Source organism: Halalkalibacterium halodurans (assembly GCF_004376175.1).
GTDB classification, from domain to species: domain Bacteria; phylum Bacillota; class Bacilli; order Bacillales; family Bacillaceae_D; genus Halalkalibacterium; species Halalkalibacterium halodurans.
Genome location: NZ_SNUY01000005.1, coordinates 1 through 21,760, shown reverse-complemented (window position 1 = coordinate 21,760; position 21,760 = coordinate 1). Strand labels below are relative to the sequence as shown.

The window sequence follows — 21,760 nt, the reverse complement described above, 5'->3', positions numbered from 1 at the left end:
ACCGGTTTACTTGTGCGTTATAATACAAATAGTTAGAAAAGGATAGGGATGATCGTCCCTTTTTTGTTTGAATTTTTTTAAGACTTTTGACCTTGTTGACTGAAGGAGGTGGAGACTCACTCATGGAATGGAATAAGGTACTGTTCGTTTGCACTGGGAATACGTGCCGAAGCCCGATGGCTGAAGCCCTTTTTCGGCAAAAATCAAAGGGAAGCGTTGAGGTAAAATCGGCTGGTCTGTTTGCTTTTTCTGGAGGCAAAGCATCAGAAGGAACGACTGCCGTCTTAAGGGAACGGGGAATTTCCTTTGAGCATACATCAACGCCTCTGACGAAAGAACTGGTTCAGTGGGCTGATCTCGTACTAACGATGACAGAAAACCATAAGCAACAAGTGATCGCTCTTGATGATGAAGCGAATGGAGAAAAGGTGTTTACCTTGAAAGAATTTGCGTTAGGAGATTCCGATAGCCTTGATATTATCGACCCATTTGGTGGTTCTTTAGAGGAATATCGGCAAATGGCCCATGAAGTAGAGATGTGTGTGGAGGCATTGCTAGAAAAGACAAGGGAAGAACAAAGAGGAGATGAAGCGGATGACGGCAACTAAAAAGTACAGAATGAGTATAGGAAAAAAGATTGCCCTTAGCACAGTATCGGTTTCGATGATCACGTTTGGAATAAGTGCACTGCTCATTTTACTGTTTGACGAATTTTTTGGAGATTTAACGGGCGTAAGTGGAGGCGCTTATATTGCAATTGTACTTATTTTAGGAGTCATCTGGAACGGAATTCTAGGATATGTCGCCTCCTCGTTTTTTATTGCGAAACCTCTTTCCGCATTAGAACGATCTGCACGTAAGGCGGCTGAAGGTGATATACATAACGACGTAGCTGTTTCAAAATCGGATGATGAGATTCGCTCACTTGGACTTGCTTACAATGAAATGCTTGCAAGTCTTCGCAGCATGGTAAATGAAATCAATGCCAACTTTGTTGAAACGGATGCGAAAGTGATGGAGATAAATATAGCTGCCCAGCAATCCTCCGATCGAGCAGAGCAAATTGCGATGACGATGAGCGAAATTTCCAAAGGGGCAGAGAATTCAGCAGAATCGGTTCAACAGACAGCCGAAGCGATGGATCAAGTGAACCAAATTGCGGAGCAAGTGCAGGAACGGATGGAAAAATCCCGTCAATCCTCCAATGAAATGGTGAAAACATTGGCGGATAGTCGAAAAGTGATCGACTCTCTTGTCCTCGGGATTAAGCAGTTAGCTGAAGATAATGAAAAGTCGTTAGATTCTGTTGGGCGTTTGGAAGAGCAGGCAAAGGAAGTGGATGAGATCATTTCCCTTGTCGGCGATATAGCTGAACAAACAAATCTACTTGCGCTTAATGCATCGATTGAAGCGGCCCGAGCAGGAGAACACGGTAAAGGTTTTGCCGTTGTTGCCGATGAAGTGCGGAAGCTAGCAGATGAAAGCGGCAAAGCGGTTCAAGGCATTTCTAATTTAGTTCGCAACATTCAAGAGGAAGTAAAGCATGTCGTCACTCAAATCGGCACCCAGGTTGAAAAAGCTAAAACCGAGTCAGAAAAAGGTACCGCGACTAACCGTGCGATTCAAGAAGTGGAGACGTCTGTACGTGAAGTGGCGAATGTGATTGAAGAAATATCAGAAATGATGAAAACACAAACGAAGGCGATTCGTGAAACGGCAAAGCAGACCCAAGAAGTGGCCGCGATTGCAGAAGAAACGTCAGCTGGAGCACAGCAAGTTGCAGCAGTGACTGACCAGCAAACGAACGCCGTACAAGAAATGTCAACTACCGCCAACATCCTTTCCAAACAAGCAAAGAAGCTAAAGCAAACAATCGAAAAATTTATTATCGAATAGGGAATAGCAGATTTTTCAGGACGACAAGCTATGGTATGATAAAGTGGAACTTCAATCAGGGGGTTATCTCCACTGAACGTTAGTGAGACCAACCGGATTGTTACTGGCGCGTAACTTCTTGTATCTCTCAAGCCTTGAAAGGGAGTCTTAGCGCCAGTTAAATGGCGATGGAACAGGAAAGACGAAAGTGAGGGAATGTGGATGAAAGTAGCGATTGGCTCCGATCATGGGGGCGTCAACATTAAAAACGAAATCATTCAATTGATGGAAGAGCTCGGCATGCAATATGAGGATTTCGGTTGTGATTGCACAACTTCTGTTGATTATTCGGATTATGCGATCCCTGTTGCAGAGAAAGTGGCAGCCGGTGAATTCGACCGGGGGATCTTAATTTGTGGCACAGGGATTGGTATGTCCATTGCTGCCAACAAAGTAAAAGGCATACGCTGCGCCCTATGTCATGATGTGTTCAGTGCAAAGGCGACTCGCGAACATAATGACAGCAACGTGCTTGCGATGGGGGAGCGAGTCATTGGGCCTGGACTTGCTCGTGAAATTGCGCAAACGTGGCTAACGACGGAATTTGAAGGTGGCCGGCATGCTCGGCGCATCGGAAAAATTGCAGAGTACGAAGGCTAAAAGGAGGCGCAGCATATGAGCGGTAGCTTGATGACGATCCAGCAACAACTTGAAACCGTGCTTGGTGACCTTCAGAAAGCGAAGCCATTGTCTAGCAAACATTTGCTTGTCATCGGTGTGAGTACAAGTGAAGTAGCCGGTAAGCAGATTGGAACGAATAGCTCAAAAGATGTGGCTGCAGCGCTGTATGCAGCCCTCTTTTCATATCAACAAAAAACAGGTGTAGCCCTAGCGTTTCAGTGTTGCGAGCATTTAAACCGGGCGCTAGTGATGGAGCGTGACGAAGCAGAGGCCCGCGGATATGAAGAAGTGGCTGTGATTCCTGTTCGAAAAGCAGGGGGAGCGATGGCGACTTATGCTTTCACACAATTCCGTGACCCTGTCATTGTGGAACAAATCAGGGCGGATGCAGGCATTGATATTGGTGATACATTTATCGGCATGCACTTAAAACGGGTTGTCGTTCCGGTTCGTAGCTCCATTTCAGCCATTGGAGACGCCCATGTAACCATGGCTTACTCTCGACCGAAACTGATTGGCGGTGTGCGCGCCAATTATGAACGAACAGAAGAACATGAAAGTTTTCGCTGTTAATTTCAAAATTATGCGGAAATGAACTACTTTTTCATGTTATGATGTGGTTGAATCGGTGGGAGAGAGTGAAAAGCCGAATATTTCATACAGAGGAGAGGAGAACGAGATGAGTACGTTACAGTCTAAAGATCCAAAAGTATTTGAAGCTGTGCAGCAGGAGCTAGGTCGCCAACGCGACAAAATTGAGTTAATCGCATCCGAGAACTTTGTCAGCGAAGCCGTTATGGAAGCACAAGGCTCTGTCTTAACGAACAAATATGCGGAAGGCTATCCGGGTCGACGTTATTATGGTGGTTGTGAATATGTGGATATTGTCGAAGATTTGGCACGGGATCGAGCAAAAGAGATATTTGGTGGCGAGCATGTCAATGTCCAGCCTCACTCAGGTGCACAGGCGAACATGGCTGTCTATTTTACCATTTTAGAGCATGGTGATACTGTTCTTGGTATGAACTTGTCCCATGGTGGTCATTTGACCCATGGAAGCCCTGTAAATTTCAGTGGTATTCAATACAACTTTGTGGAGTACGGTGTGGACAAGGAGTCCCAACGTATCGATTACGAAGAAGTGCGTCGTTTGGCGAAGGAGCATCAACCAAAAATGATCGTAGCAGGTGCCAGTGCGTATCCGCGCGAAATCGATTTTGCGAAGTTTCGTGAAATTGCCGATGAAGTTGGCGCTTACCTCATGGTGGACATGGCCCACATCGCTGGCCTTGTAGCAGCTGGTCTTCATCAAAATCCAGTGCCTCATAGTCATTTCGTGACGACAACGACACACAAAACCTTACGTGGCCCACGTGGTGGTATGATTATTTGCAACGAAGAATTTGCTAAGCAAATCGATAAATCGATTTTCCCTGGTATTCAAGGTGGACCGCTCATGCACGTGATTGCAGCTAAGGCGGTAGCCTTCGGTGAGGCGCTTCAGCCTGAGTTCAAAAGCTACGGTGAGGCGATCATTCGCAATGCCAAACGCCTAGGTGAAAAGCTGACATCGGAAGGTATTGACCTTGTGTCTGGTGGAACAGACAATCATCTTCTTCTCCTTGACTTGCGCAGCCTTGGGCTAACAGGTAAAGTAGCGGAGAAAGCTCTTGACGATGTGGGGATCACAACGAACAAGAACACGATTCCATTCGACCCTGAAAGTCCATTTGTGACAAGTGGGATTCGAATCGGAACAGCTGCTGTGACATCTCGTGGCCTTGATGAAGAAGCAATGGATGAAATTGGCGCGATTATCGCATTAACCTTGAAAAATGTTGATAACGAAGAGAAGATGAATGAAGCGAGAGAGCGAGTGGACGCTTTAACTGCGAAGTTCCCAATGTATCCAAATCTTTAAAGCAGATAATCGGGTGAACCGTTAAGGTGGTTCACCCGATTTGTGTGTTGTTTGTCTTCTTTCGTGCACTTTGTGATGACGGAAAAACCCCTTTTTTCAATTAAGATCTGATTGTGTGTGGGCAGGCGATCAATCTTGCGGGAAAAGCACAGCCGAAGACCTGAAAAGGTACTGTGTAAGCTTGGAAAGGCTGAAACGTTGCCCGTGGAAAGTGTCCGCGTAAGCGATTTCCACTCGTCGTTAATCTTTATATCTAAATTCCTGCCTGTATAAGCGGGGGAGAATTGCTATTTTAGTAAAAACTTTTGCATGATTCACCTTGAACCTCATCTGATTTTCAAGTAGAATCGTTCAAAGGGTCAATGTTTGTCAGATGATTCTTTGAAGGATCGCACCCTCGATATTAACGGAAAGGAAGTAAGGAAGATGAGCAAAGTTTATGTGTTCGATCATCCCTTAATTCAGCATAAGCTTACGTACATACGTGATAAATCTACTGGAACAAAAGAGTTTCGCGAGCTTGTCGATGAAGTAGCAGCGCTAATGGCGTTTGAAATTACCCGCGATCTCCCATTACAAGAAGTAACGGTTGAAACTCCAGTAGGGCCAGCAACCTCGAAAAAGATTGCAGGAAAAAAACTTGGACTTGTTCCGATTTTACGAGCAGGGCTTGGCATGGTCGATGGAATTTTGCGCATGATTCCAGCAGCCAAAGTAGGGCATGTGGGGCTTTACCGCGACCCAGAGACATTGCAGCCGGTCGAATATTATGTGAAGCTCCCAACCGATGTGGAAGAACGTGAATTGATTGTGATCGACCCGATGCTTGCAACAGGTGGTTCTGCAGTGGAGGCGATCAACTGCCTGAAGAAACGAGGCGCTACGAGCATTAAGCTCATGTGCTTAATTGCCGCACCAGAAGGGGTGGAAGTGGTCAAAGAAGCTCATCCGGATGTGGACATTTATTTGGCAGCTCTCGACGAGAAACTAAACGAAAAAGGGTATATTGTTCCTGGCTTAGGCGATGCAGGAGATCGACTATTTGGAACAAAATAAATAAGAAAGTAAAAGGCGGCTCTGGACTATGAGCTGTCTTTTTTCACATCCAGAAAGTTGACGTTTAAGCAAGTGGACATCATTCGACCTTTAAAGCCCTCCTCAATCGAAGCTTTTCTAATGAAATCCGCTGTAAGGGAAGTAATCATCTACAAGTTACATACATGATCATGAGGGAATTTCTCCATACTAAAAACAGACTTTTTTTCTGTGAAAGGGTGTCCTTCATGAATAGCTTACGAACTGCCTTTCTTTTAGGGATGACCCTAGTTTTGTTTGTCGTATGCTTACCGAACCCATATGCGCTTGCAGTGGAAAAGCCGAGGCAGCTAGCGGAAGATGAAACAGTTGTTATTGTACTGACAAATCGTGATTTAGAAACAACGATCAAAGATGTGGAGCGATCAATACCGTCGGGAGAATTACGGATGACGTTTCGATTGCTTAACGGTTTTTCTTTTCAACTGCCAGAAGAAGAAGTGGAAAAGTTAACAACAGTAAGTGGAGTAGAACGCGTTGACCATGTCATGACGTATGAAGCAACGATTAACGAGAGTGCTCCTTTTATTGGTGCAGAACAGGTTCGCGGAATGCTTGATGAAGAAGGTGTTCATTTGACAGGTAAAGGGGTGAAAGTAGCGGTTATTGATACTGGCATCGACTACACTCACCCTGATTTACAGAGCAGCTACAAAGGAGGCTACGATTTCGTTGATTACGATGATGATCCGATGGAGACGATTGCCTCTCAAGGACCTCCTACCCTCCATGGTACCCATGTATCCGGAATCATTGCCGCAAATGGACAAGTGAAAGGAGTAGCGCCAGAAGCGGAAATATATGCTTACCGTGCTCTAGGTCCTGGTGGACAAGGAACGACAGAACAGGTGATTGCGGCCATTGAGAAAGCCGTGGAAGATGGCGTCGATGTGATTAACTTGTCGCTTGGGAATACGGTGAATGGTCCAGATTGGCCGACAAGCCTTGCGTTAGATGCGGCAGTAGAAGAAGGAGTTGTCGCGGTAACATCAAATGGCAATAGTGGCCCAAACATGTGGACTGTAGGTTCCCCAGGGACTTCGAAAAAGGCGATATCTGTTGGGGCTTCTGCGCCTCCATTAAATACTCCTTATTTAACGGCCTTTGGGGAAGAGAATGAAATTAGCTTATACCCGTTCAGTGGCGGGCTTCCGTGGGCGTTTAAACGAGATTTACCGATGATTGACGTTGGATACGGTACAGAAAAAGAGTGGGAAGGTGTCGATGCGGAGGGCAAGGTTGTTCTCATTAAACGAGGCATGGTGCCATTTACCGAAAAGGTCATGCATGCCGTAGCCGCCAAAGCAAGAGGCGTGATTATTTACAATAATACCCCCGGTCCTTTCACCGGTATGATTGAGGGAGGGGTTAACATCCCTGTTGTCAGTATTACACGCGAGGACGGTGAGTTTTTACTGGAACAGCTCGAACTCCAAAAAAATAAAGAGCTCACCCTTCGAACGATCTACCGAAAAGAAGAGGACTTCGTGGCTCTTTTTAGCTCAAGAGGTCCTGTCACTCATACGTGGGATGTGAAGCCTGATGTGGTTGCACCAGGTGTATCCATCGATAGCACCATTCCGAACAATGGATACTTAGGATTAAATGGAACGAGTATGGCAGCACCACATGTTGCGGGGGCAGCGGCCCTAATAAAGCAAGCCCATCCAGAGTGGACACCTGAACAAGTGAAAGCTGCGCTTATGAATACGGCAAAAAAGCTCGTTGATCAAGAGGGAGTCCCCCATGAGATACATGAACAAGGAGCTGGAAGAATACAAGTGGATAAGGCTGTTGCTGCAACGAGTCTTGTTTATCCTGGCGCTCTATCGTTCGGAAAATGGTCGAAAGAAGATTTGCGAGAAAAACGGCCGGTTACACTGACCATTGAAAATCATGACACGGTTAAGCGAACATACCATATCTCCCCTCCTTTTGATGTGCCTGATGGAGTTGAATGGGGAGTGCCCTTCGCAATTACGTTAAAACCGGGTGAGGCAAAAGAGGTAACGGTTGAAATGGATTTGATGCCATCAGTGTTAGCAGCAGGAATCCATCAAGGTGAAATCGTTGTCCAAGGAGGAAAAGAAGACATCGTTGTACCTTACGTGTTCTTTATTGAGGAACCGGACTATCCACGTGTGATGGCGTTCCATTTTGAACACGGTGATAAACCTAATTCCTATCGTTACGAGCTATACTTACCAGGTGGTGCTGAAGAGCTATCGATTGATTTTTACGATCCTGATACGTTCGAATTTGTGGCGACTCTCGATAAAAAAGCAGAGGTGCCTCGCGGGATGCTACAAAATGAGTTTGAAGAGCTAGACTTGAAAGATGGCATTTATCGCGTTCTTGTGACCGCAATACAAGATGGGCATCAAGATACGATCGAAACGTTTATCATGATCGGTGAAGAATTGTTGCCACCAAAAGCGCAAGAAGATGAAGAAAGTAAATAATATCCAAAAATGACAGCGAAAAAATTAAAGGTAAGGGGTTACAAATGGTGGTTAGAAAGTACCCCTTACCTTTCCAAATCCTTAAAGGAAAGTTTTTGTCTAAATTGTGAACAGACGAACATTAAACGTTGCTGGGCAATTTTTGTTTGGAAAATACATTGACATGAACATAACCCTATTGTACGATTACAAAGGGTATAATGAGAGGGTTTACACGTTAAATATGAAGAAACCTTCAAGGATATTCAAAGCGAAGTCATTTATGCTTATGTCATCGTACGAGGTGTAGATGGGTACAAGTTTAGCTTTGAATTCCGACTTTTTGAACATCTTAAGTAAACCGCTTTAAAGCCAGTTAAAGAAGGAGTGGCGACAGATGCCACCAAGAAGCAAAAGTCCTTGGCGAGCGATTGGACTAGTTTCGGTCATTTCCTCTTACATAGTTGGTGGAGTTGTTACTGGTATGTTAATTGGTAGATTTCTTGACAACATGCTAGGGACCGAACCAATACTCTTGATTGCATTCCTTTTGTTAGGGCTTGGCTCAGGCTTTTACGGTGTTTTTAAGGTGGTTCAACCGTATTTAGGAGACGATGACTCATGACGGTGCATGAAAAAATGAAAGGCTATAGCCTGGTTACTGCATCCATGGCGACTATGTCTCTCCTCGGCTACTTTGCAACACCCTACCCATCTTATTTCCTTGGTCTTTTCGTCGGATTGTTTTTCGGTTTTCTAAATCTTTGGACAACCTATCAAAAAGCGTTAGTGATTGGGAAAATCCGTCCCGCTACTTCGACGAAACGATCCTTCCTTTCGTATACCCTCGCAGGGGTTAGCATGGCCATTCGAATCGCGTTTGCTTTAGCGGCTGTCGCTTTGGCATTGCATTTTCCAAAAGCGATTCATCTGTTCTCAGTAATTGCAGGGTTTTCCCTGATATATGTCATTATTCTACTCGATTTGATCTTACAAACTGTGCGAAAGAGGTGAGACTATGCACGATATGCCGATATGGACAATCGGGGGCTTAACGTTCAACATGTCCACAGTCTTGATGACGACGGTTACATGTGTGATCGTGTTCCTCATTTGCTTTATCGGAACACGACGTCTATCGATGAGGCCATCCGGTTTGCAAAACTTCCTCGAATGGGTCGTTGACTTCGTTCGCGGCATCATTAAATCGAATATGGACTGGAAGACAGGTGGTCGTTTTACGGCACTAGCCTTCACCCTACTCTTTTTCGTATTCGTTGCCAACATGCTAGGGATTCCATTTGAAATCTATCATAAGGAAACCTATGAGGTTTGGTGGAAGTCGCCAACATCTGATCCGGCGCTTACGCTTTCATTGGCAGCCTTTGTGATTATTCTTACACACATTTATGGTATAAGGATTAAAGGTTTTGGCGAATATGCAAGGGACTATTTCCGTCCGGTGCCGGTGTTATTCCCATTTAAAATTATTGAGGAATTTGCCAATACATTAACGCTAGGCATGCGTTTATTCGGGAACGTCTTTGCGAAAGAAATTTTAATGGTATTGCTTGTTGGATTGGGGACATCTGGTGTCTTATGGGGCGTTTTTGCCTTCGTACCAACGATGGTCTGGCAAGCGTTTGGAATTTTTATCGGGACGCTTCAGGCGTACATCTTTGCCATGCTTGCAATGGTTTACATGGCTCATAAGGTGGAAAGTCATCATTAATGAATGCTCGTATTTGAGCGTTTAACTATATTTAATAAAACTTTAGTAAAAACAAGGAGGACTACATTATGTCTTTATTAGCAGCTGGTATTGCAGCAGGTCTAGCAGCGATCGGTGGTGCGATCGCCGTTGCCATTATCGTAAAAGCAACTCTTGAGGGAGTCACACGTCAACCAGAACTTCGCGGATCATTACAAACGCTTATGTTCATCGGGGTACCCCTTGCCGAGGCGGTTCCGATCATGGCGATTGTCGTATCATTCATCCTTTTATTTACTTAATAGAACAACTCTAGAAGGGCTTTGTCTAAGCCTGTTCATTACAGGGGACTGCACACTTTAGCAAGCCTCAGGTTTGGAAAAGACGTCTAACTTCGTCTTTTTCAACCAGTCTTCTTTTAGTAAGTGGAAATGGCGATGATGTTCCTTTGGGGGAACCTTCGCCATTCCTTATGTATCGTCAAAGAAAGGAGTTGCGCGCTCGTGTTTGATATAAACTGGGGTTCGATTGCCTATCAATTATTTGCCTTCATCGTGCTTCTTGTCCTTTTAAGCAAGTTCGCCCTTAAACCATTAATGGGGGTCATGGAGAAACGGGAGCGAATGATCAACGACCAAATTGATCAGGCGGATAAAGACCGTAAAGACGCACAAGAATATTTAGAGCAACAACGCCTTGCTGTTGAAAAAGCGAGGGAAGAAGCACAGGAAATTGTTCAAAAAGCGAAAAAGCTCAGTGAGCAACAAGGGCAGGAAATCGTTGAAGCAGCACGTGCAGAAGGAGAGCGCTTGAAAGAAGCGGCTCTTGCCGAAATCCAACGAGAAAAAGAGCAAGCTGTTGCGTCTCTTCGTGAACAAGTTGCGTCCCTTTCTGTTCTAATCGCAACAAAAGTGATTGAGAAAGAGCTAGATGAAAAAGAGCAGGAGAAGTTGATTGCAGAATATCTCAAAGAGGTAGGCGAAGAGCTATGAGCAACCATGCGGTAGCGAATCGTTATGCTGTTGCTCTTTTTGAGTTGGCTCAAGAAAAAGGACTGCATGAATCGTTTGTTTCAGAGTTAGAGTTGATTAAGGCTGTATTTCAAGATACACCTGAGCTCATGCAATTTTTGACTCATCCGAAGACAGAGCTAACGCAGAAGCGTGAACTATTGGAAAAGACGTTTAAAGGAAAAGTGAACGATACCATTTTCAACACGTTAGTCGTACTTGTTGAGCGTAAACGGATCGACATTATCATTCCAGTCGTTCAAAAATTTAAATCCCTTTCGTATGACGCGCAAAAGATCGCAGAGGCGTTCGTTTATTCTGCTAAACCACTATCGGAGGCAGAAAAGGATCAACTGTCTGTACTTTTTGCGAAAAAGGTAGGAAAGGCCAAGCTTTTGATTGAAAATATTGTGGATCCATCAGTCATTGGCGGCTTGAAAATCCGCATTGGCGATCGGATCTATGATGGTAGCATTAAAGGGCAGCTTGATGTGCTTCATCGGGAGCTTGTAAGCGGTCCGCGTTCATAAATGAATTGAACGATGTTCAGCTTAGCTCGGGAAATTAGCTGAACAGATTAGAAGATAGGGGTGAAAAATATGAGCATCAAACCAGAGGAAATTAGCTCTCTCATTAAACAGCAGATTGAAAATTTTCAGTCTGATGTTCAAGTTCAAGATGTAGGGACCGTTATCCGTGTCGGGGACGGGATCGCCCTTGCTCATGGCCTTGAAAGTGTCATGGCCGGTGAGCTACTTGAATTCTCAAACGGGGTTATGGGTATGGCTCAAAACCTCGAAGAGAACAACGTCGGGATTATTATTTTAGGTCCATATAGCGAGATTCGTGAAGGCGACGAAGTGAAGCGGACAGGCCGGATCATGGAAGTTCCTGTAGGAGAGGAACTTTTAGGTCGTGTCGTAAACCCACTAGGCCAACCAATTGATGGTAGAGGTCCAATTGAAACGTCAAAAACGCGTCCAATCGAGAGCCCAGCTCCTGGGGTTATGGATCGTAAATCTGTACATGAGCCACTTCAAACAGGGATCAAGTCGATTGACTCGATGATTCCAGTCGGTCGAGGGCAGCGTGAATTGATTATCGGTGACCGTCAAACAGGGAAAACGTCGATCGCCATTGACACAATCATTAACCAAAAAGACCAAGATATGATTTGTATCTATGTTGCGATCGGTCAGAAAGAATCAACGGTAGCTGGCGTTGTGGAAACGCTTCGTCAACACGGTGCCCTTGATTACACGATCGTCGTTTCAGCAAGTGCGTCTGAGCCAGCTCCTCTCTTGTTCCTTGCGCCATATGCAGGGGTATCAATGGGAGAAGAGTTCATGTATAACGGGAAGCACGTTCTTGTCGTTTACGATGATTTAACGAAACAAGCGGCAGCTTATCGTGAATTATCACTTTTGCTTCGTCGTCCTCCAGGCCGTGAAGCGTATCCTGGGGATGTTTTCTACTTGCATTCACGCTTGCTAGAGCGCGCAGCGAAGCTTAGTGATGCAAAAGGCGGCGGTTCAATCACGGCTTTACCGTTCATTGAAACACAAGCTGGTGACGTGTCTGCCTATATCCCAACAAACGTAATCTCAATTACGGATGGACAAATCTTCTTGCAATCAGATCTTTTCTACTCAGGTGTGCGCCCTGCGGTAAACGCCGGACTCTCTGTATCCCGCGTCGGAGGTTCAGCGCAAATCAAAGCGATGAAAAAGGTATCTGGTACGTTGCGTCTTGACTTAGCAGCTTACCGTGAGCTTGAAGCATTTGCCCAGTTCGGTTCAGATCTAGATAAAGCAACACAAGCGAAGCTAAATCGTGGTCAACGTACGGTTGAAGTGTTGAAGCAAGGACTTCATGAGCCGCTTCCAGTTGAGAAGCAAGTGGCAATTATTTACGCTCTTATTAACGGCTTCCTTGATGACATTCCAGTTGGAGATGTCCGCCGTTTTGAGTCAGAACTATTCACATTCCTTGACCATAACAAAAAAGAATTGCTTGATCATATTCGCACAACAGGAAACCTGCCTGATGATAGCGAGTTTAAAGCTGCAATTACTGAGTTTAAGCAAGGTTTCGTAACGACAAAATAAGTCTTATCTGAATGAGTTTTGGCGAAAAAGGTGGTGAATAGGATGGCTTCATTACGGGACATAAAGCAGCGAATTAACTCAACGAAAAAAACGAAACAAATCACAAAGGCAATGGAGATGGTTTCGGCAGCAAAGCTCAACCGATCTCAGGAGAAGGCGCAATCGTTCTTGCCATATACTGATAAAATCCGGGAAGTGGTAGCAAGCATTGCTGCAAGCGATACGGACGTTTCCCATCCCATGCTGGAAGAGCGCCCAGTGAAAAAGACAGGATATATTGTCATTACATCCGATCGTGGTCTGGCTGGAGCGTACAACAGTAATTTGATTCGTGGGTTGCTCTATACAATTAATAAGCGACACAAGTCGAAAGACGAGTATGGAATTTTTGCCATTGGTCGAACAGGCCGGGATTTACTGAAAAAGCGCCAGTTGCCGATCATCTCAGAAATGACGGGGTTGTCTGATCAACCAACCTTTAATGATATTAAAAATATTGCCAAGCAAACCGTCGACATGTTTGCCGATGAGGTGTTCGATGAGCTTTACATTTGGTATAACCACTTTGTAAGCCCGATCAAACAAGATGTAACAGAAAAAAAGGTGCTCCCTCTTACGGACTTGTCGGATACGAAAGTGTCGACAACGTATGAGTATGAGCCAAATGAGCAAGTCATCTTAGAAGCGCTTTTACCGCAATATGCGGAAAGCCTAGTTTATGGGGCGTTGCTCGATGCGAAAGCCAGTGAGTTTGCCGCGCGGATGACAGCGATGAGTGCAGCGACTGATAACGCCACAAATCTAATTGATGAGTTGACGCTATCGTACAACCGGGCACGACAAGCGGCCATCACTCAGGAAATCACCGAAATTGTCGGTGGAGCGGCAGCCTTAGAATAATATGGAGAGCCATCTATTTTGGATGGTCTCTCTTCTATGCACATAGCGCCATAAGTAGTGTGGCGGTGATTTGATAGACAAAACTGTGGCAGAAAGGCCATTAGGAGGGAAATACAATGAATACAGGTCACATTACTCAGGTTATGGGTCCAGTTGTTGACGTTCGTTTTCAAAGCGGCCAACTACCCGAGCTAAACAACGCATTACGTGTCGAACAAAAAGGGGCGGATCAAAATGCGGTTGATGTGAACGTAACCTTAGAAGTGGCTTTGCACTTAGGAGATGATACGGTACGCACAATCGCGATGGGCTCAACGGATGGTCTCGTTCGCGGAACTGAGGTTGTTGACACAGGTGCAGCTATTTCTGTCCCTGTAGGGGAAGTTACGCTCGGTCGTGTGTTCAACGTACTCGGTGAATCCATTGACCTTGACGAGCCGATTCCAGCTGATGCTGAGCGTTCGCCGATTCACCGTGAAGCACCAAAGTTTGAAGAGCTCTCAACAAAAACGGAAATTCTCGAGACAGGAATTAAAGTTGTTGACTTGCTTGCCCCTTACATCAAAGGTGGAAAAATCGGTCTCTTCGGTGGTGCCGGCGTAGGGAAAACCGTTTTAATTCAAGAATTAATTAACAACATCGCGCAAGAGCACGGCGGTATTTCTGTATTTGCCGGAGTAGGTGAGCGTACACGTGAAGGAAATGACCTCTACCACGAAATGTCCGACTCGGGCGTTATCAAAAAGACCGCGATGGTGTTTGGACAAATGAACGAGCCGCCTGGTGCCCGTATGCGTGTAGCCCTTTCTGGTTTGACAATGGCGGAATATTTCCGTGACAAACAAGGACAAGACGTTCTTCTGTTTATCGATAATATTTTCCGCTTTACACAAGCAGGTTCTGAGGTATCCGCATTGCTTGGGCGCATGCCATCAGCGGTAGGTTACCAGCCAACACTTGCAACGGAGATGGGACAGCTTCAAGAGCGGATCACATCAACGAAGGTCGGTTCGGTTACTTCTATCCAAGCGATTTACGTACCAGCGGATGACTACACTGACCCAGCACCAGCAACTACGTTTGCCCACTTAGATGCGACGACCAACCTTGAGCGTAAGCTTTCAGAGATGGGGATTTACCCTGCCGTAGACCCACTAGCGTCTACATCTCGTGCCCTCTCGCCGGAGATTGTTGGAGAAGAGCATTACAATGTCGCTCGTCAAGTGCAGCAAACATTGCAAAAATATAAAGAATTACAAGATATTATTGCCATCCTTGGTATGGATGAGCTTTCTGAGGAAGACAAGTTAATTGTCGCGCGTGCACGCCGGATTCAGTTCTTCTTGTCACAAAACTTCCACGTGGCTGAACAGTTTACAGGACAACCAGGTTCGTATGTACCTGTAAAAGAAACCATTAAAGGATTTAAAGAGATCCTTGAAGGTAAATATGATGACCTTCCAGAGGATGCATTCCGTCTCGTTGGCCGGATTGAAGAGGTTGTTGAGAGAGCGAAACAAATGGTCTAAGTGCGTTTAGAGAAATGCGGAGCTCTCTCGCTTCGCCCTCTCTTAATGAACAAGACCTACGTTTTCGCAAGAACTAGGAATGCGGAATATGACAGCCCAGGTGTCGTTTCATACAAATGCTGTCCGAAGCGGGTCGCAGAGGAAGGGCATGAGTGATTTACCTATTGTAACTAACAGTAGGAAAGACCTGGAGCTAGACAAGGAGGGAGTACAATGCCAACATTACATGTCAACGTTGTCACTCCTGATGGCAAAGTATACGAAGGCGATGTGGATATGGTGAGTGTGAAAACAGTGGAAGGGGAACTTGGAATCCTTCCGCGTCACATCCCTCTCGTCGCGCCGCTCACAGTTGGTGCGGTGCGTTTAAAAAAGGGGTCCACTGTTGATCTCGTTGCAGTAAGTGGGGGCTTTGTGGAAGTACGCCCCGATCAAGTGACGATATTGGCTGAAGCCGCGGAACTGCCTTCAGATATCGACGTTGAGCGTGCTCGTTCTGCTAAAGAACGGGCGGAAAAGCGATTGCAACAAGCGAAGCAAGAGAACATTGATTTTAAGCGAGCAGAGCTATCTCTTCGTCGTGCGACCAACCGTCTGGATGTTGCAGGGCGATAACGTGAAACTTCACGGGATAAACAAAGAAAAGGATCTCTCCGATGGGGAGGTTCTTTTTTGCAGTTGAAGAATGTACAACATTCCTATGCCCTAACACTTGGCGAAAAAACAAGTTCAGATTAGGGCAAAGACATACCTTCCTATCCAATATCGGAACATTTAGTTGTTCCGCCCCATTAAACGAAACCATTTTTTCAAAAAAATCGTACTTTTTTCATCATGATCGTTCACTTTTTCATCATAAGAGACATTTTTACATTGGTCGACAACGTTTAATGAAACGAAAACAGGGAAGATAACATGTAGCTTACGTATGAGTAATTGGAGGTTGTATTGGCGAAATGAGTCCGTTTTTCCCGATGTTCGTACATCTTCACAATTTTTTAAAAAAAGGTGTAGATTTATGACGTAATCTCTTGTATTATGTAGAATGGATTGTTTTAAATGATATGGGGATTTAGACCCTTTTTTTTGAAAACAGTCTAGCTTATATTAAAAAAGTCGGCTTTTTCTCTTTACGAGTAAGAGTCGAAGGTAACAATGATCTTCATACGTTGGTAAAGCTTTGTTGATAAGTAATTGAACAGGCTATGAAGGAGAAATGAGGACATGATGCAAGACTTTGGACAACAGGCACTCATACATATTGTTGTGCATGTTATGTTTCTCGCTGCCGTGTGGTGGGCTTTGCAGTCATTCAAGTTTGACTTATTTGTCAAAAATCCGAAAAGTCCCCAAGCGATGTTACTCATGATCTTTGTCACCATTGCTCTTGCTTATCTTGTCAGCAGTTTTTTTCTACAGTATTTAGAATCATCACTTATGCTACGTTACATTTGGCAATAACCAACCTGAAGATGTCGAAGGTTGACTACAACTTCCATGTATGCGACTTTGCCTCTTGGAAAAAATGTGAGTAATCACATTGATTCGGAGAGGGGAAATCACAATGAACAAGCAGAAGGTGTTTGGAGGGCTCATTCTTTTTGCACTCTTGATGGTACATTTTCAGGCGTTTGGGGAAACAAACAAGTCAAACCTAGATCTTCTCGTAACGTTTGCAGAACAGATGGACGGCTTTGATGTTGGGGTAGAAGAGTGGACATTTTTAGCGCGAGACACAATTGCTGATGTCGATACAGAGTCAGCGTATCAACAGTTTGCCCAATCTTTTATTGCTTCATTAGGGGAAAGTTGGTACGTGACGGAAGCAATGCAAGGCGATCCTCATCAGAAGATAACAGCCTCACGCAATGACCCTCAATGGCCTCTAACCGAAACCATCACCATCCTTCGATACTCTGGAGAAGGGGATCGTGATCAGGTACATATGATGTACCACGTTCAAAGCCAGTCACTGGATGATTTGAATTCGAAAATGGATATGGTGTCTGAACGACAACAGGATATTGGCTTAGGGGAAGCGGCTACCTTCATTTCCATGCGTGGAACTGTCCCATCACTCGATCGCCCATTAGAAACGCTTGCAGTGGAGATGCTCGAGTCGTTCGGTGCAAAAAAGGTGGAAGCTCTTGTTGAAGATTCTTTTTTGTCCATTTCCGCTTTTCATTCAAAGTGGCAACCATCCATTGAACTAGGAACCCAAGACATGAACCTGCAAATTGCCTTAAGACAGAAGAGTTTGGGCGAACAAACAACCGTTACGTTTGGCACGCCTATAATTACGACTGAATATTAATGATATAGAAAAGACCTAATAACGAGACGCGGAGGGGAATACGTTGGAAAAAATAATTGTCCGAGGTGGCAGGCAGCTTAGCGGATCTGTTAAGGTAGAAGGGGCAAAGAATGCCGTCTTGCCTGTTATCGCAGCATCAATTCTAGCTAGCCGCGGCACGAGCAAAATATATGATGTGCCAAAATTAGCCGATGTATACACGATGAAAGAAGTTTTACGCAATCTTAATATAAACGTTGAATATGAAAATGGCGAGTTCGTTGTGAATGCAACAAACCCCTTAAAGACAGAAGCGCCTTTCGAATATGTACGAAAAATGCGCGCCTCTTTCTTAGTCATGGGTCCCCTTCTTGCCCGCGTTGGTCATGCACGGATTGCACTTCCAGGAGGGTGTGCGATCGGCTCGCGTCCAATTGACCAGCATTTAAAAGGGTTTGAAGCCATGGGAGCGACAGTGGAGATTGGAAATGGTTTTATTGAAGCGAAGGTCGAAGGTCGACTCCAGGGAACGAAGATTTATCTTGACTTCCCAAGCGTAGGGGCTACTGAAAACATTATGATGGCAGCAGCCATGGCAGAAGGAATGACGATCCTTGAAAACGCTGCTGAAGAGCCAGAGATCGTTTGTTTGGCTAACTATTTAAATGCCATGGGAGCAAAAGTACGCGGTGCAGGAACAGGTGTTATCCGCATTGAAGGTGTTGATGAACTAGTAGGAGCGGAGCACACGGTGATCTCGGATCGTATTGAAGCTGGTACATTTATGGTAGCTGCTGCCATTACCGGCGGCGATGTTTTCATCGAAGGTGCCGTTGCAGAACATCTGCGTCCATTAATTGCAAAAATGCATGAAATGGGAGTAAAAACGATTGAAGAGGATAACGGCATTCGCGTCATTGGCCCAGATGAATTAAAACCAGTAGACATTAAAACCATGCCGCACCCAGGGTTTCCAACAGATATGCAATCGCAAATGATGGCATTGCTTCTTCGGGCGAACGGAACGAGTGTCATCACAGAAACGGTGTTTGAGAATCGCTTTATGCACGTTGAAGAGTTCCGTCGAATGAACGGCAATATTAAAATCGAAGGACGCTCAGCCATAATCTCTGGGCCGTGCCAACTTCAAGGTGCTGAAGTAACCGCGACCGATCTACGAGCAGGTGCTGCTCTCGTACTCGCTGGCCTTGTCGCAGATGGTCATACGCGAGTAGTTGAATTAAAACATGTAGACCGCGGATATGTTGATCTAGCCGGTAAGCTTGCGCGTCTAGGTGCTGATATTGAACGTGTGGTGGAGACTGAGCGTGAATTGGAAAATCTCGATGCTCCAGCACCATTAAAGCTAAACACAAATTTAGTCTAAGAAGCCCCTCTGCTGAGGGCTTTTTTATTTGGCTCTTTAAATGTGACTAATTTCAATAAATTAAGGTTCTAGACAAGCCCAAGCCTTCATACAATGTAGAGAAGAGACGAATGCCAACATTGTTAGATGGGAGGTTTGAGATTGAAACGACTCATAGTCATAGGAATTGTACTTTGCAGCGTCATTCTTCTTTTACCTGCGCTCCTCGTCATGTTTCCGAGTCAGCCCCAAATGGTCACTGAGGAGACGCAAATGGCTCCGATTGAGGCGGTAGATTTGCCTGAGAGTGAACTTGCCGTACACGTGTTTCGCAGTCAGACTGAATCCGTTGAAGCCGTGCCACTGGAAGAATACGTTGTAGGTGTCGTCGCATCCGAAATGCCAGCAGAATTTGAACTAGAAGCATTAAAAGCCCAATCTCTAACCGCCCGCACATTCCTCCTGAAACAGCTGCTTGAACCGAATGATATCGAACTTCCGGAAGGTGCAATGATCACAGATACGGAAATGCATCAAGTCTATCAAAGCGAAGCGGAGTTAAAAGAGCGGTGGGGAAAGGATTACCATTGGAAAATTGCTCGCATTAAGCAAGCGGTATCGGAAACAGCGGGACAAGTTCTTACGTATGACGGGACCCCGATTACAGCTGCTTTTTTTTCAACAAGTAACGGATATACGGAAAACTCGGAGGACTATTGGAAAAGTGAGATCCCGTATTTGCGAAGTGTGGAAAGCCCTTGGGATCAACAACATTCTCCGCGCTTCATTGGCGAAAAAGTTCTATCTGTCGAAGAATTTCAAGAGCGTCTAGGTGTTACATTGCCTGATGATGGCTCGATTGGGTCGATCGTGGCCAGAACGGAAGGCGGTCGGGTAGCAAAAGTGAACATTAACGGAACAGAAATATCGGGGCGGGTTGTCCGTGAAGAGCTTGAACTCAACTCGGCTGATTTTCAATGGAAAAGGCAAGGAGACAACATTGTCATTGAAACAAAAGGCTGGGGCCATGGTGTGGGGATGAGCCAATACGGAGCCAATGGGATGGCTCTAAATGGTAGTACGTATCAAGAAATTATTAGCCATTACTATCAAGGGGTTGAAATCGAGTCTGTAGGACCTTATGAACAACAACTGATGGCACGAGGAGACTAAGAGAGGCCCTTCGTTTGGGGGCTTCTTTTTTTACCCTTTAAATTCTAGTATAAGGGAAAACGATGGCTTTCACCTTAAAACGGTGGTAGACTAGTTTTTATCTTTGAACAAGAAAATGGAGTGGAGAGAAAAAATAATGAAAAAAACAAAGAGCCACAGGACAAATTTCTGTAACCCTTGATATTACTGATTCCATTCAATTTGCTACTATAGATGTGTTCCCATACCTTTTTACGTGATCAAGTTCTTTATGTTTTGTCAAACCTCAATTTTAGCGATTTTTGGCCATAATCAGCCATTTCACCATATCGTCATTCTAGTTATTTACAGGATTTTTATGGAAAACGGAAACTTTGATCATTCAGGCAAAAAGAAAAGCCATAATGGTGCTCCTTTGGTAGAATAGAAGTATCTAGCAACTATCACGAAAGGAGTTCATTATGACTACCTCTATCATACCAAAATCTTATTCAAATGTAATCTATCTTCAACCTTCTTTTTCATTTACAGAAGATTCATTTTCTTCTTTACGTCACCTTCCTTATGTTAAATTAGGGTTGGAGTTTCCTTGGGAGGAGGTGTTCTCTCCCATTGAACAAGAATTTCTCCAAGCACGGTTTGAATATCATTTTAAAAAACGAACTTCAACGGATGCAGCCCCATCTTCAACAGAATTATTTCCAGATATTCCACAGGACTTGAGCACATTGCCTACGAGATCTGCCAAAGGACGAAAAGGAGTGAACTTTTATGCTTTATTAAAAGCTTTCCTCTTGGCTCCACTCCTCTATGTGGAAGTAATGGTTTCCAGTGTACACCTTCAAGTTATTGGGAACTCTGACTTCCGGATGGTCTGTGGTTTTGATACACGACCATCCTTGAAAACATTTGAACGTTTTGATCAGATCATGATTGAAAACGGACTTTGGGAGAAAGCTCGGCAACTTATGGTGAGCTACAATCTTTTTCACGGTATCGTAGGAAAAGAAGAACAACTCGCTGTAGATACCACCCATGTAGATGCGGAAGCCACTGTCCATAAAATGAAGAAATGTAGCCATTCTGAGCCATGTCATTGCCCAAAGATTCCTACGGATGATAACGTAGGCGTGATGAGAAAAAGCAATACCGTCACGTACATTGCACATAAAATCTCCTTGGTCTGTGGTGTAGAGTCTGAACTTCCTTTGTCCAGAAGTGTGTTTAAAGGAGACGAACATGATGCAAAAACACTAGAACCCACTTTGGAAAAGGTAACGGAAGATCTTCCTGAAGAGTTCCTAAAAACAGTGCAATACGTGAGCGCAGATGGGATTTATCAATCAGCGGACAATCAACAACACACAAAATCCATTCTTAAAGCAAAGCTATTGGCTCCCATAAATCCACGTAAAATTCAAGATAAAGCACTTGAATCTTGTGGCATGACCAAGCTGGATAGGTATGGTGTTCCTCATTGTATTAGTGGCCATAAGTTACAATTGAAAGGGTTGGATGAAGCAAAAGAACACTATGTTTGGACTTGCCCAGTCTTTGATCCAAAATACAAGCAAGAAGGACTTTCCTGTTCGAATGAACAGCATATTCAATGCTGTAATGGCGCGAAAACTGGTAGAACGCTTCGTATCCATCAATCGATGACACCACAAATTGATAC

General features: G+C 44.7%; 22 protein-coding genes. All 22 read left to right on the top strand.

The annotated features are described in order from the left end of the window. The first annotated feature begins 122 nt into the window (after positions 1-122). Positions 123-608 (top strand): low molecular weight protein arginine phosphatase, encoded by a 486-nt coding sequence (locus E2L07_RS02700; RefSeq protein ID WP_134228790.1) that lies wholly within the window; start codon positions 123-125, stop codon positions 606-608. Beyond that, positions 595-1,896 (top strand): methyl-accepting chemotaxis protein, encoded by a 1,302-nt coding sequence (locus E2L07_RS02695; RefSeq protein WP_134228789.1) that lies wholly within the window; start codon positions 595-597, stop codon positions 1,894-1,896. The genes E2L07_RS02700 and E2L07_RS02695 overlap by 14 nt, the downstream gene beginning before the upstream one ends. Before the next feature lie 201 nt (positions 1,897-2,097). Then, the gene (rpiB, locus tag E2L07_RS02690; protein ID WP_010899892.1) at positions 2,098-2,535 is read left to right on the top strand and encodes a ribose 5-phosphate isomerase B; all 438 of its coding nucleotides are present in this window, start codon (positions 2,098-2,100) and stop codon (positions 2,533-2,535) included. Positions 2,536-2,550: 15 nt separating this feature from the next. Further along, a complete protein-coding gene (locus E2L07_RS02685) occupies positions 2,551-3,129 on the top strand; it encodes a TIGR01440 family protein (RefSeq protein WP_134228788.1) in 579 nt (192 codons plus the stop codon). A 106-nt stretch (positions 3,130-3,235) separates the two neighbouring features. Further along, on the top strand, positions 3,236-4,477 hold the full coding sequence (glyA, locus tag E2L07_RS02680; RefSeq protein ID WP_134228787.1) for a serine hydroxymethyltransferase: 1,242 nt from the start codon (positions 3,236-3,238) through the stop codon (positions 4,475-4,477). Between the two features lie 426 nt (positions 4,478-4,903). Then, the gene (gene upp, locus E2L07_RS02675; protein ID WP_010899889.1) at positions 4,904-5,533 is read left to right on the top strand and encodes a uracil phosphoribosyltransferase; all 630 of its coding nucleotides are present in this window, start codon (positions 4,904-4,906) and stop codon (positions 5,531-5,533) included. A gap of 227 nt (positions 5,534-5,760) precedes the next feature. Beyond that, the gene (locus tag E2L07_RS21470) at positions 5,761-8,034 is read left to right on the top strand and encodes a S8 family serine peptidase (RefSeq protein ID WP_134228786.1); all 2,274 of its coding nucleotides are present in this window, start codon (positions 5,761-5,763) and stop codon (positions 8,032-8,034) included. A 376-nt stretch (positions 8,035-8,410) separates the two neighbouring features. Beyond that, complete coding sequence (locus E2L07_RS02665) at positions 8,411-8,638, top strand: AtpZ/AtpI family protein (RefSeq protein WP_134228785.1); 228 nt, start codon at positions 8,411-8,413, stop codon at positions 8,636-8,638. Then, positions 8,635-9,027: an ATP synthase subunit I gene (locus E2L07_RS02660; RefSeq protein ID WP_134228784.1), complete on the top strand. Its 393-nt coding sequence runs from the start codon at positions 8,635-8,637 to the stop codon at positions 9,025-9,027. Before E2L07_RS02665 ends, E2L07_RS02660 begins: the two co-directional genes overlap by 4 nt. Before the next feature lie 4 nt (positions 9,028-9,031). Further along, complete coding sequence (gene atpB / locus E2L07_RS02655; RefSeq protein WP_053430162.1) at positions 9,032-9,745, top strand: F0F1 ATP synthase subunit A; 714 nt, start codon at positions 9,032-9,034, stop codon at positions 9,743-9,745. A 68-nt stretch (positions 9,746-9,813) separates the two neighbouring features. After that, positions 9,814-10,026 carry a F0F1 ATP synthase subunit C gene (gene atpE / locus E2L07_RS02650; protein WP_053430163.1) on the top strand — a complete coding sequence of 71 codons (213 nt, stop codon included), beginning with the start codon at positions 9,814-9,816 and terminating at the stop codon, positions 10,024-10,026. Positions 10,027-10,227: 201 nt separating this feature from the next. Next, positions 10,228-10,716, top strand: coding sequence for a F0F1 ATP synthase subunit B (gene atpF / locus E2L07_RS02645; RefSeq protein ID WP_134228783.1), 489 nt, complete (start codon positions 10,228-10,230; stop codon positions 10,714-10,716). Continuing rightward, complete coding sequence (locus tag E2L07_RS02640; protein WP_134228782.1) at positions 10,713-11,264, top strand: F0F1 ATP synthase subunit delta; 552 nt, start codon at positions 10,713-10,715, stop codon at positions 11,262-11,264. Before atpF ends, E2L07_RS02640 begins: the two co-directional genes overlap by 4 nt. Before the next feature lie 69 nt (positions 11,265-11,333). Next, positions 11,334-12,842, top strand: coding sequence for a F0F1 ATP synthase subunit alpha (gene atpA, locus E2L07_RS02635; RefSeq protein ID WP_010899881.1), 1,509 nt, complete (start codon positions 11,334-11,336; stop codon positions 12,840-12,842). 42 nt (positions 12,843-12,884) lie between these two features. Beyond that, positions 12,885-13,742: a F0F1 ATP synthase subunit gamma gene (locus tag E2L07_RS02630; RefSeq protein WP_134228781.1), complete on the top strand. Its 858-nt coding sequence runs from the start codon at positions 12,885-12,887 to the stop codon at positions 13,740-13,742. A 116-nt stretch (positions 13,743-13,858) separates the two neighbouring features. Then, positions 13,859-15,271 (top strand): F0F1 ATP synthase subunit beta, encoded by a 1,413-nt coding sequence (gene atpD, locus E2L07_RS02625; protein WP_010899879.1) that lies wholly within the window; start codon positions 13,859-13,861, stop codon positions 15,269-15,271. A gap of 213 nt (positions 15,272-15,484) precedes the next feature. Beyond that, positions 15,485-15,886, top strand: a complete 402-nt coding sequence (locus tag E2L07_RS02620) for a F0F1 ATP synthase subunit epsilon (protein ID WP_010899878.1) — start codon at positions 15,485-15,487, stop codon at positions 15,884-15,886. A gap of 609 nt (positions 15,887-16,495) precedes the next feature. Further along, positions 16,496-16,732 (top strand): DUF1146 family protein, encoded by a 237-nt coding sequence (locus tag E2L07_RS02615; protein WP_050768998.1) that lies wholly within the window; start codon positions 16,496-16,498, stop codon positions 16,730-16,732. Between the two features lie 103 nt (positions 16,733-16,835). Then, positions 16,836-17,585, top strand: coding sequence for a YwmB family TATA-box binding protein (locus E2L07_RS02610; RefSeq protein WP_134228780.1), 750 nt, complete (start codon positions 16,836-16,838; stop codon positions 17,583-17,585). 43 nt (positions 17,586-17,628) lie between these two features. Then, positions 17,629-18,951, top strand: a complete 1,323-nt coding sequence (gene murA, locus E2L07_RS02605) for a UDP-N-acetylglucosamine 1-carboxyvinyltransferase (protein ID WP_053430166.1) — start codon at positions 17,629-17,631, stop codon at positions 18,949-18,951. 141 nt (positions 18,952-19,092) lie between these two features. Then, positions 19,093-20,103, top strand: a complete 1,011-nt coding sequence (gene spoIID, locus E2L07_RS02600) for a stage II sporulation protein D (RefSeq protein WP_208401967.1) — start codon at positions 19,093-19,095, stop codon at positions 20,101-20,103. Positions 20,104-20,681: 578 nt separating this feature from the next. Further along, positions 20,682-21,760: transposase (locus E2L07_RS02595; protein WP_134228778.1), on the top strand; the 1,079-nt coding region annotated here is incomplete at its 3' end.

Excerpts from the sequence above, each read along its gene's own strand:
- E2L07_RS21470 (WP_134228786.1), top strand. The coding sequence starts at position 5,761 with ATGAATAGCTTACGAACTGCCTTTCTTTTAGGGATGACCCTAGTTTTG.
- E2L07_RS02610 (WP_134228780.1), top strand. The coding sequence starts at position 16,836 with ATGAACAAGCAGAAGGTGTTTGGAGGGCTCATTCTTTTTGCACTCTTG.
- rpiB (WP_010899892.1), top strand. The coding sequence starts at position 2,098 with ATGAAAGTAGCGATTGGCTCCGATCATGGGGGCGTCAACATTAAAAAC.
- atpB (WP_053430162.1), top strand. The coding sequence starts at position 9,032 with ATGCACGATATGCCGATATGGACAATCGGGGGCTTAACGTTCAACATG.
- E2L07_RS02700 (WP_134228790.1), top strand. The coding sequence starts at position 123 with ATGGAATGGAATAAGGTACTGTTCGTTTGCACTGGGAATACGTGCCGA.
- atpA (WP_010899881.1), top strand. The coding sequence starts at position 11,334 with ATGAGCATCAAACCAGAGGAAATTAGCTCTCTCATTAAACAGCAGATT.
- E2L07_RS02685 (WP_134228788.1), top strand. The coding sequence starts at position 2,551 with ATGAGCGGTAGCTTGATGACGATCCAGCAACAACTTGAAACCGTGCTT.
- glyA (WP_134228787.1), top strand. The coding sequence starts at position 3,236 with ATGAGTACGTTACAGTCTAAAGATCCAAAAGTATTTGAAGCTGTGCAG.
- E2L07_RS02665 (WP_134228785.1), top strand. The coding sequence starts at position 8,411 with ATGCCACCAAGAAGCAAAAGTCCTTGGCGAGCGATTGGACTAGTTTCG.
- atpE (WP_053430163.1), top strand. The coding sequence starts at position 9,814 with ATGTCTTTATTAGCAGCTGGTATTGCAGCAGGTCTAGCAGCGATCGGT.
- E2L07_RS02640 (WP_134228782.1), top strand. The coding sequence starts at position 10,713 with ATGAGCAACCATGCGGTAGCGAATCGTTATGCTGTTGCTCTTTTTGAG.
- upp (WP_010899889.1), top strand. The coding sequence starts at position 4,904 with ATGAGCAAAGTTTATGTGTTCGATCATCCCTTAATTCAGCATAAGCTT.
- E2L07_RS02615 (WP_050768998.1), top strand. The coding sequence starts at position 16,496 with ATGATGCAAGACTTTGGACAACAGGCACTCATACATATTGTTGTGCAT.
- E2L07_RS02695 (WP_134228789.1), top strand. The coding sequence starts at position 595 with ATGACGGCAACTAAAAAGTACAGAATGAGTATAGGAAAAAAGATTGCC.
- E2L07_RS02630 (WP_134228781.1), top strand. The coding sequence starts at position 12,885 with ATGGCTTCATTACGGGACATAAAGCAGCGAATTAACTCAACGAAAAAA.
- E2L07_RS02620 (WP_010899878.1), top strand. The coding sequence starts at position 15,485 with ATGCCAACATTACATGTCAACGTTGTCACTCCTGATGGCAAAGTATAC.
- E2L07_RS02660 (WP_134228784.1), top strand. The coding sequence starts at position 8,635 with ATGACGGTGCATGAAAAAATGAAAGGCTATAGCCTGGTTACTGCATCC.
- atpD (WP_010899879.1), top strand. The coding sequence starts at position 13,859 with ATGAATACAGGTCACATTACTCAGGTTATGGGTCCAGTTGTTGACGTT.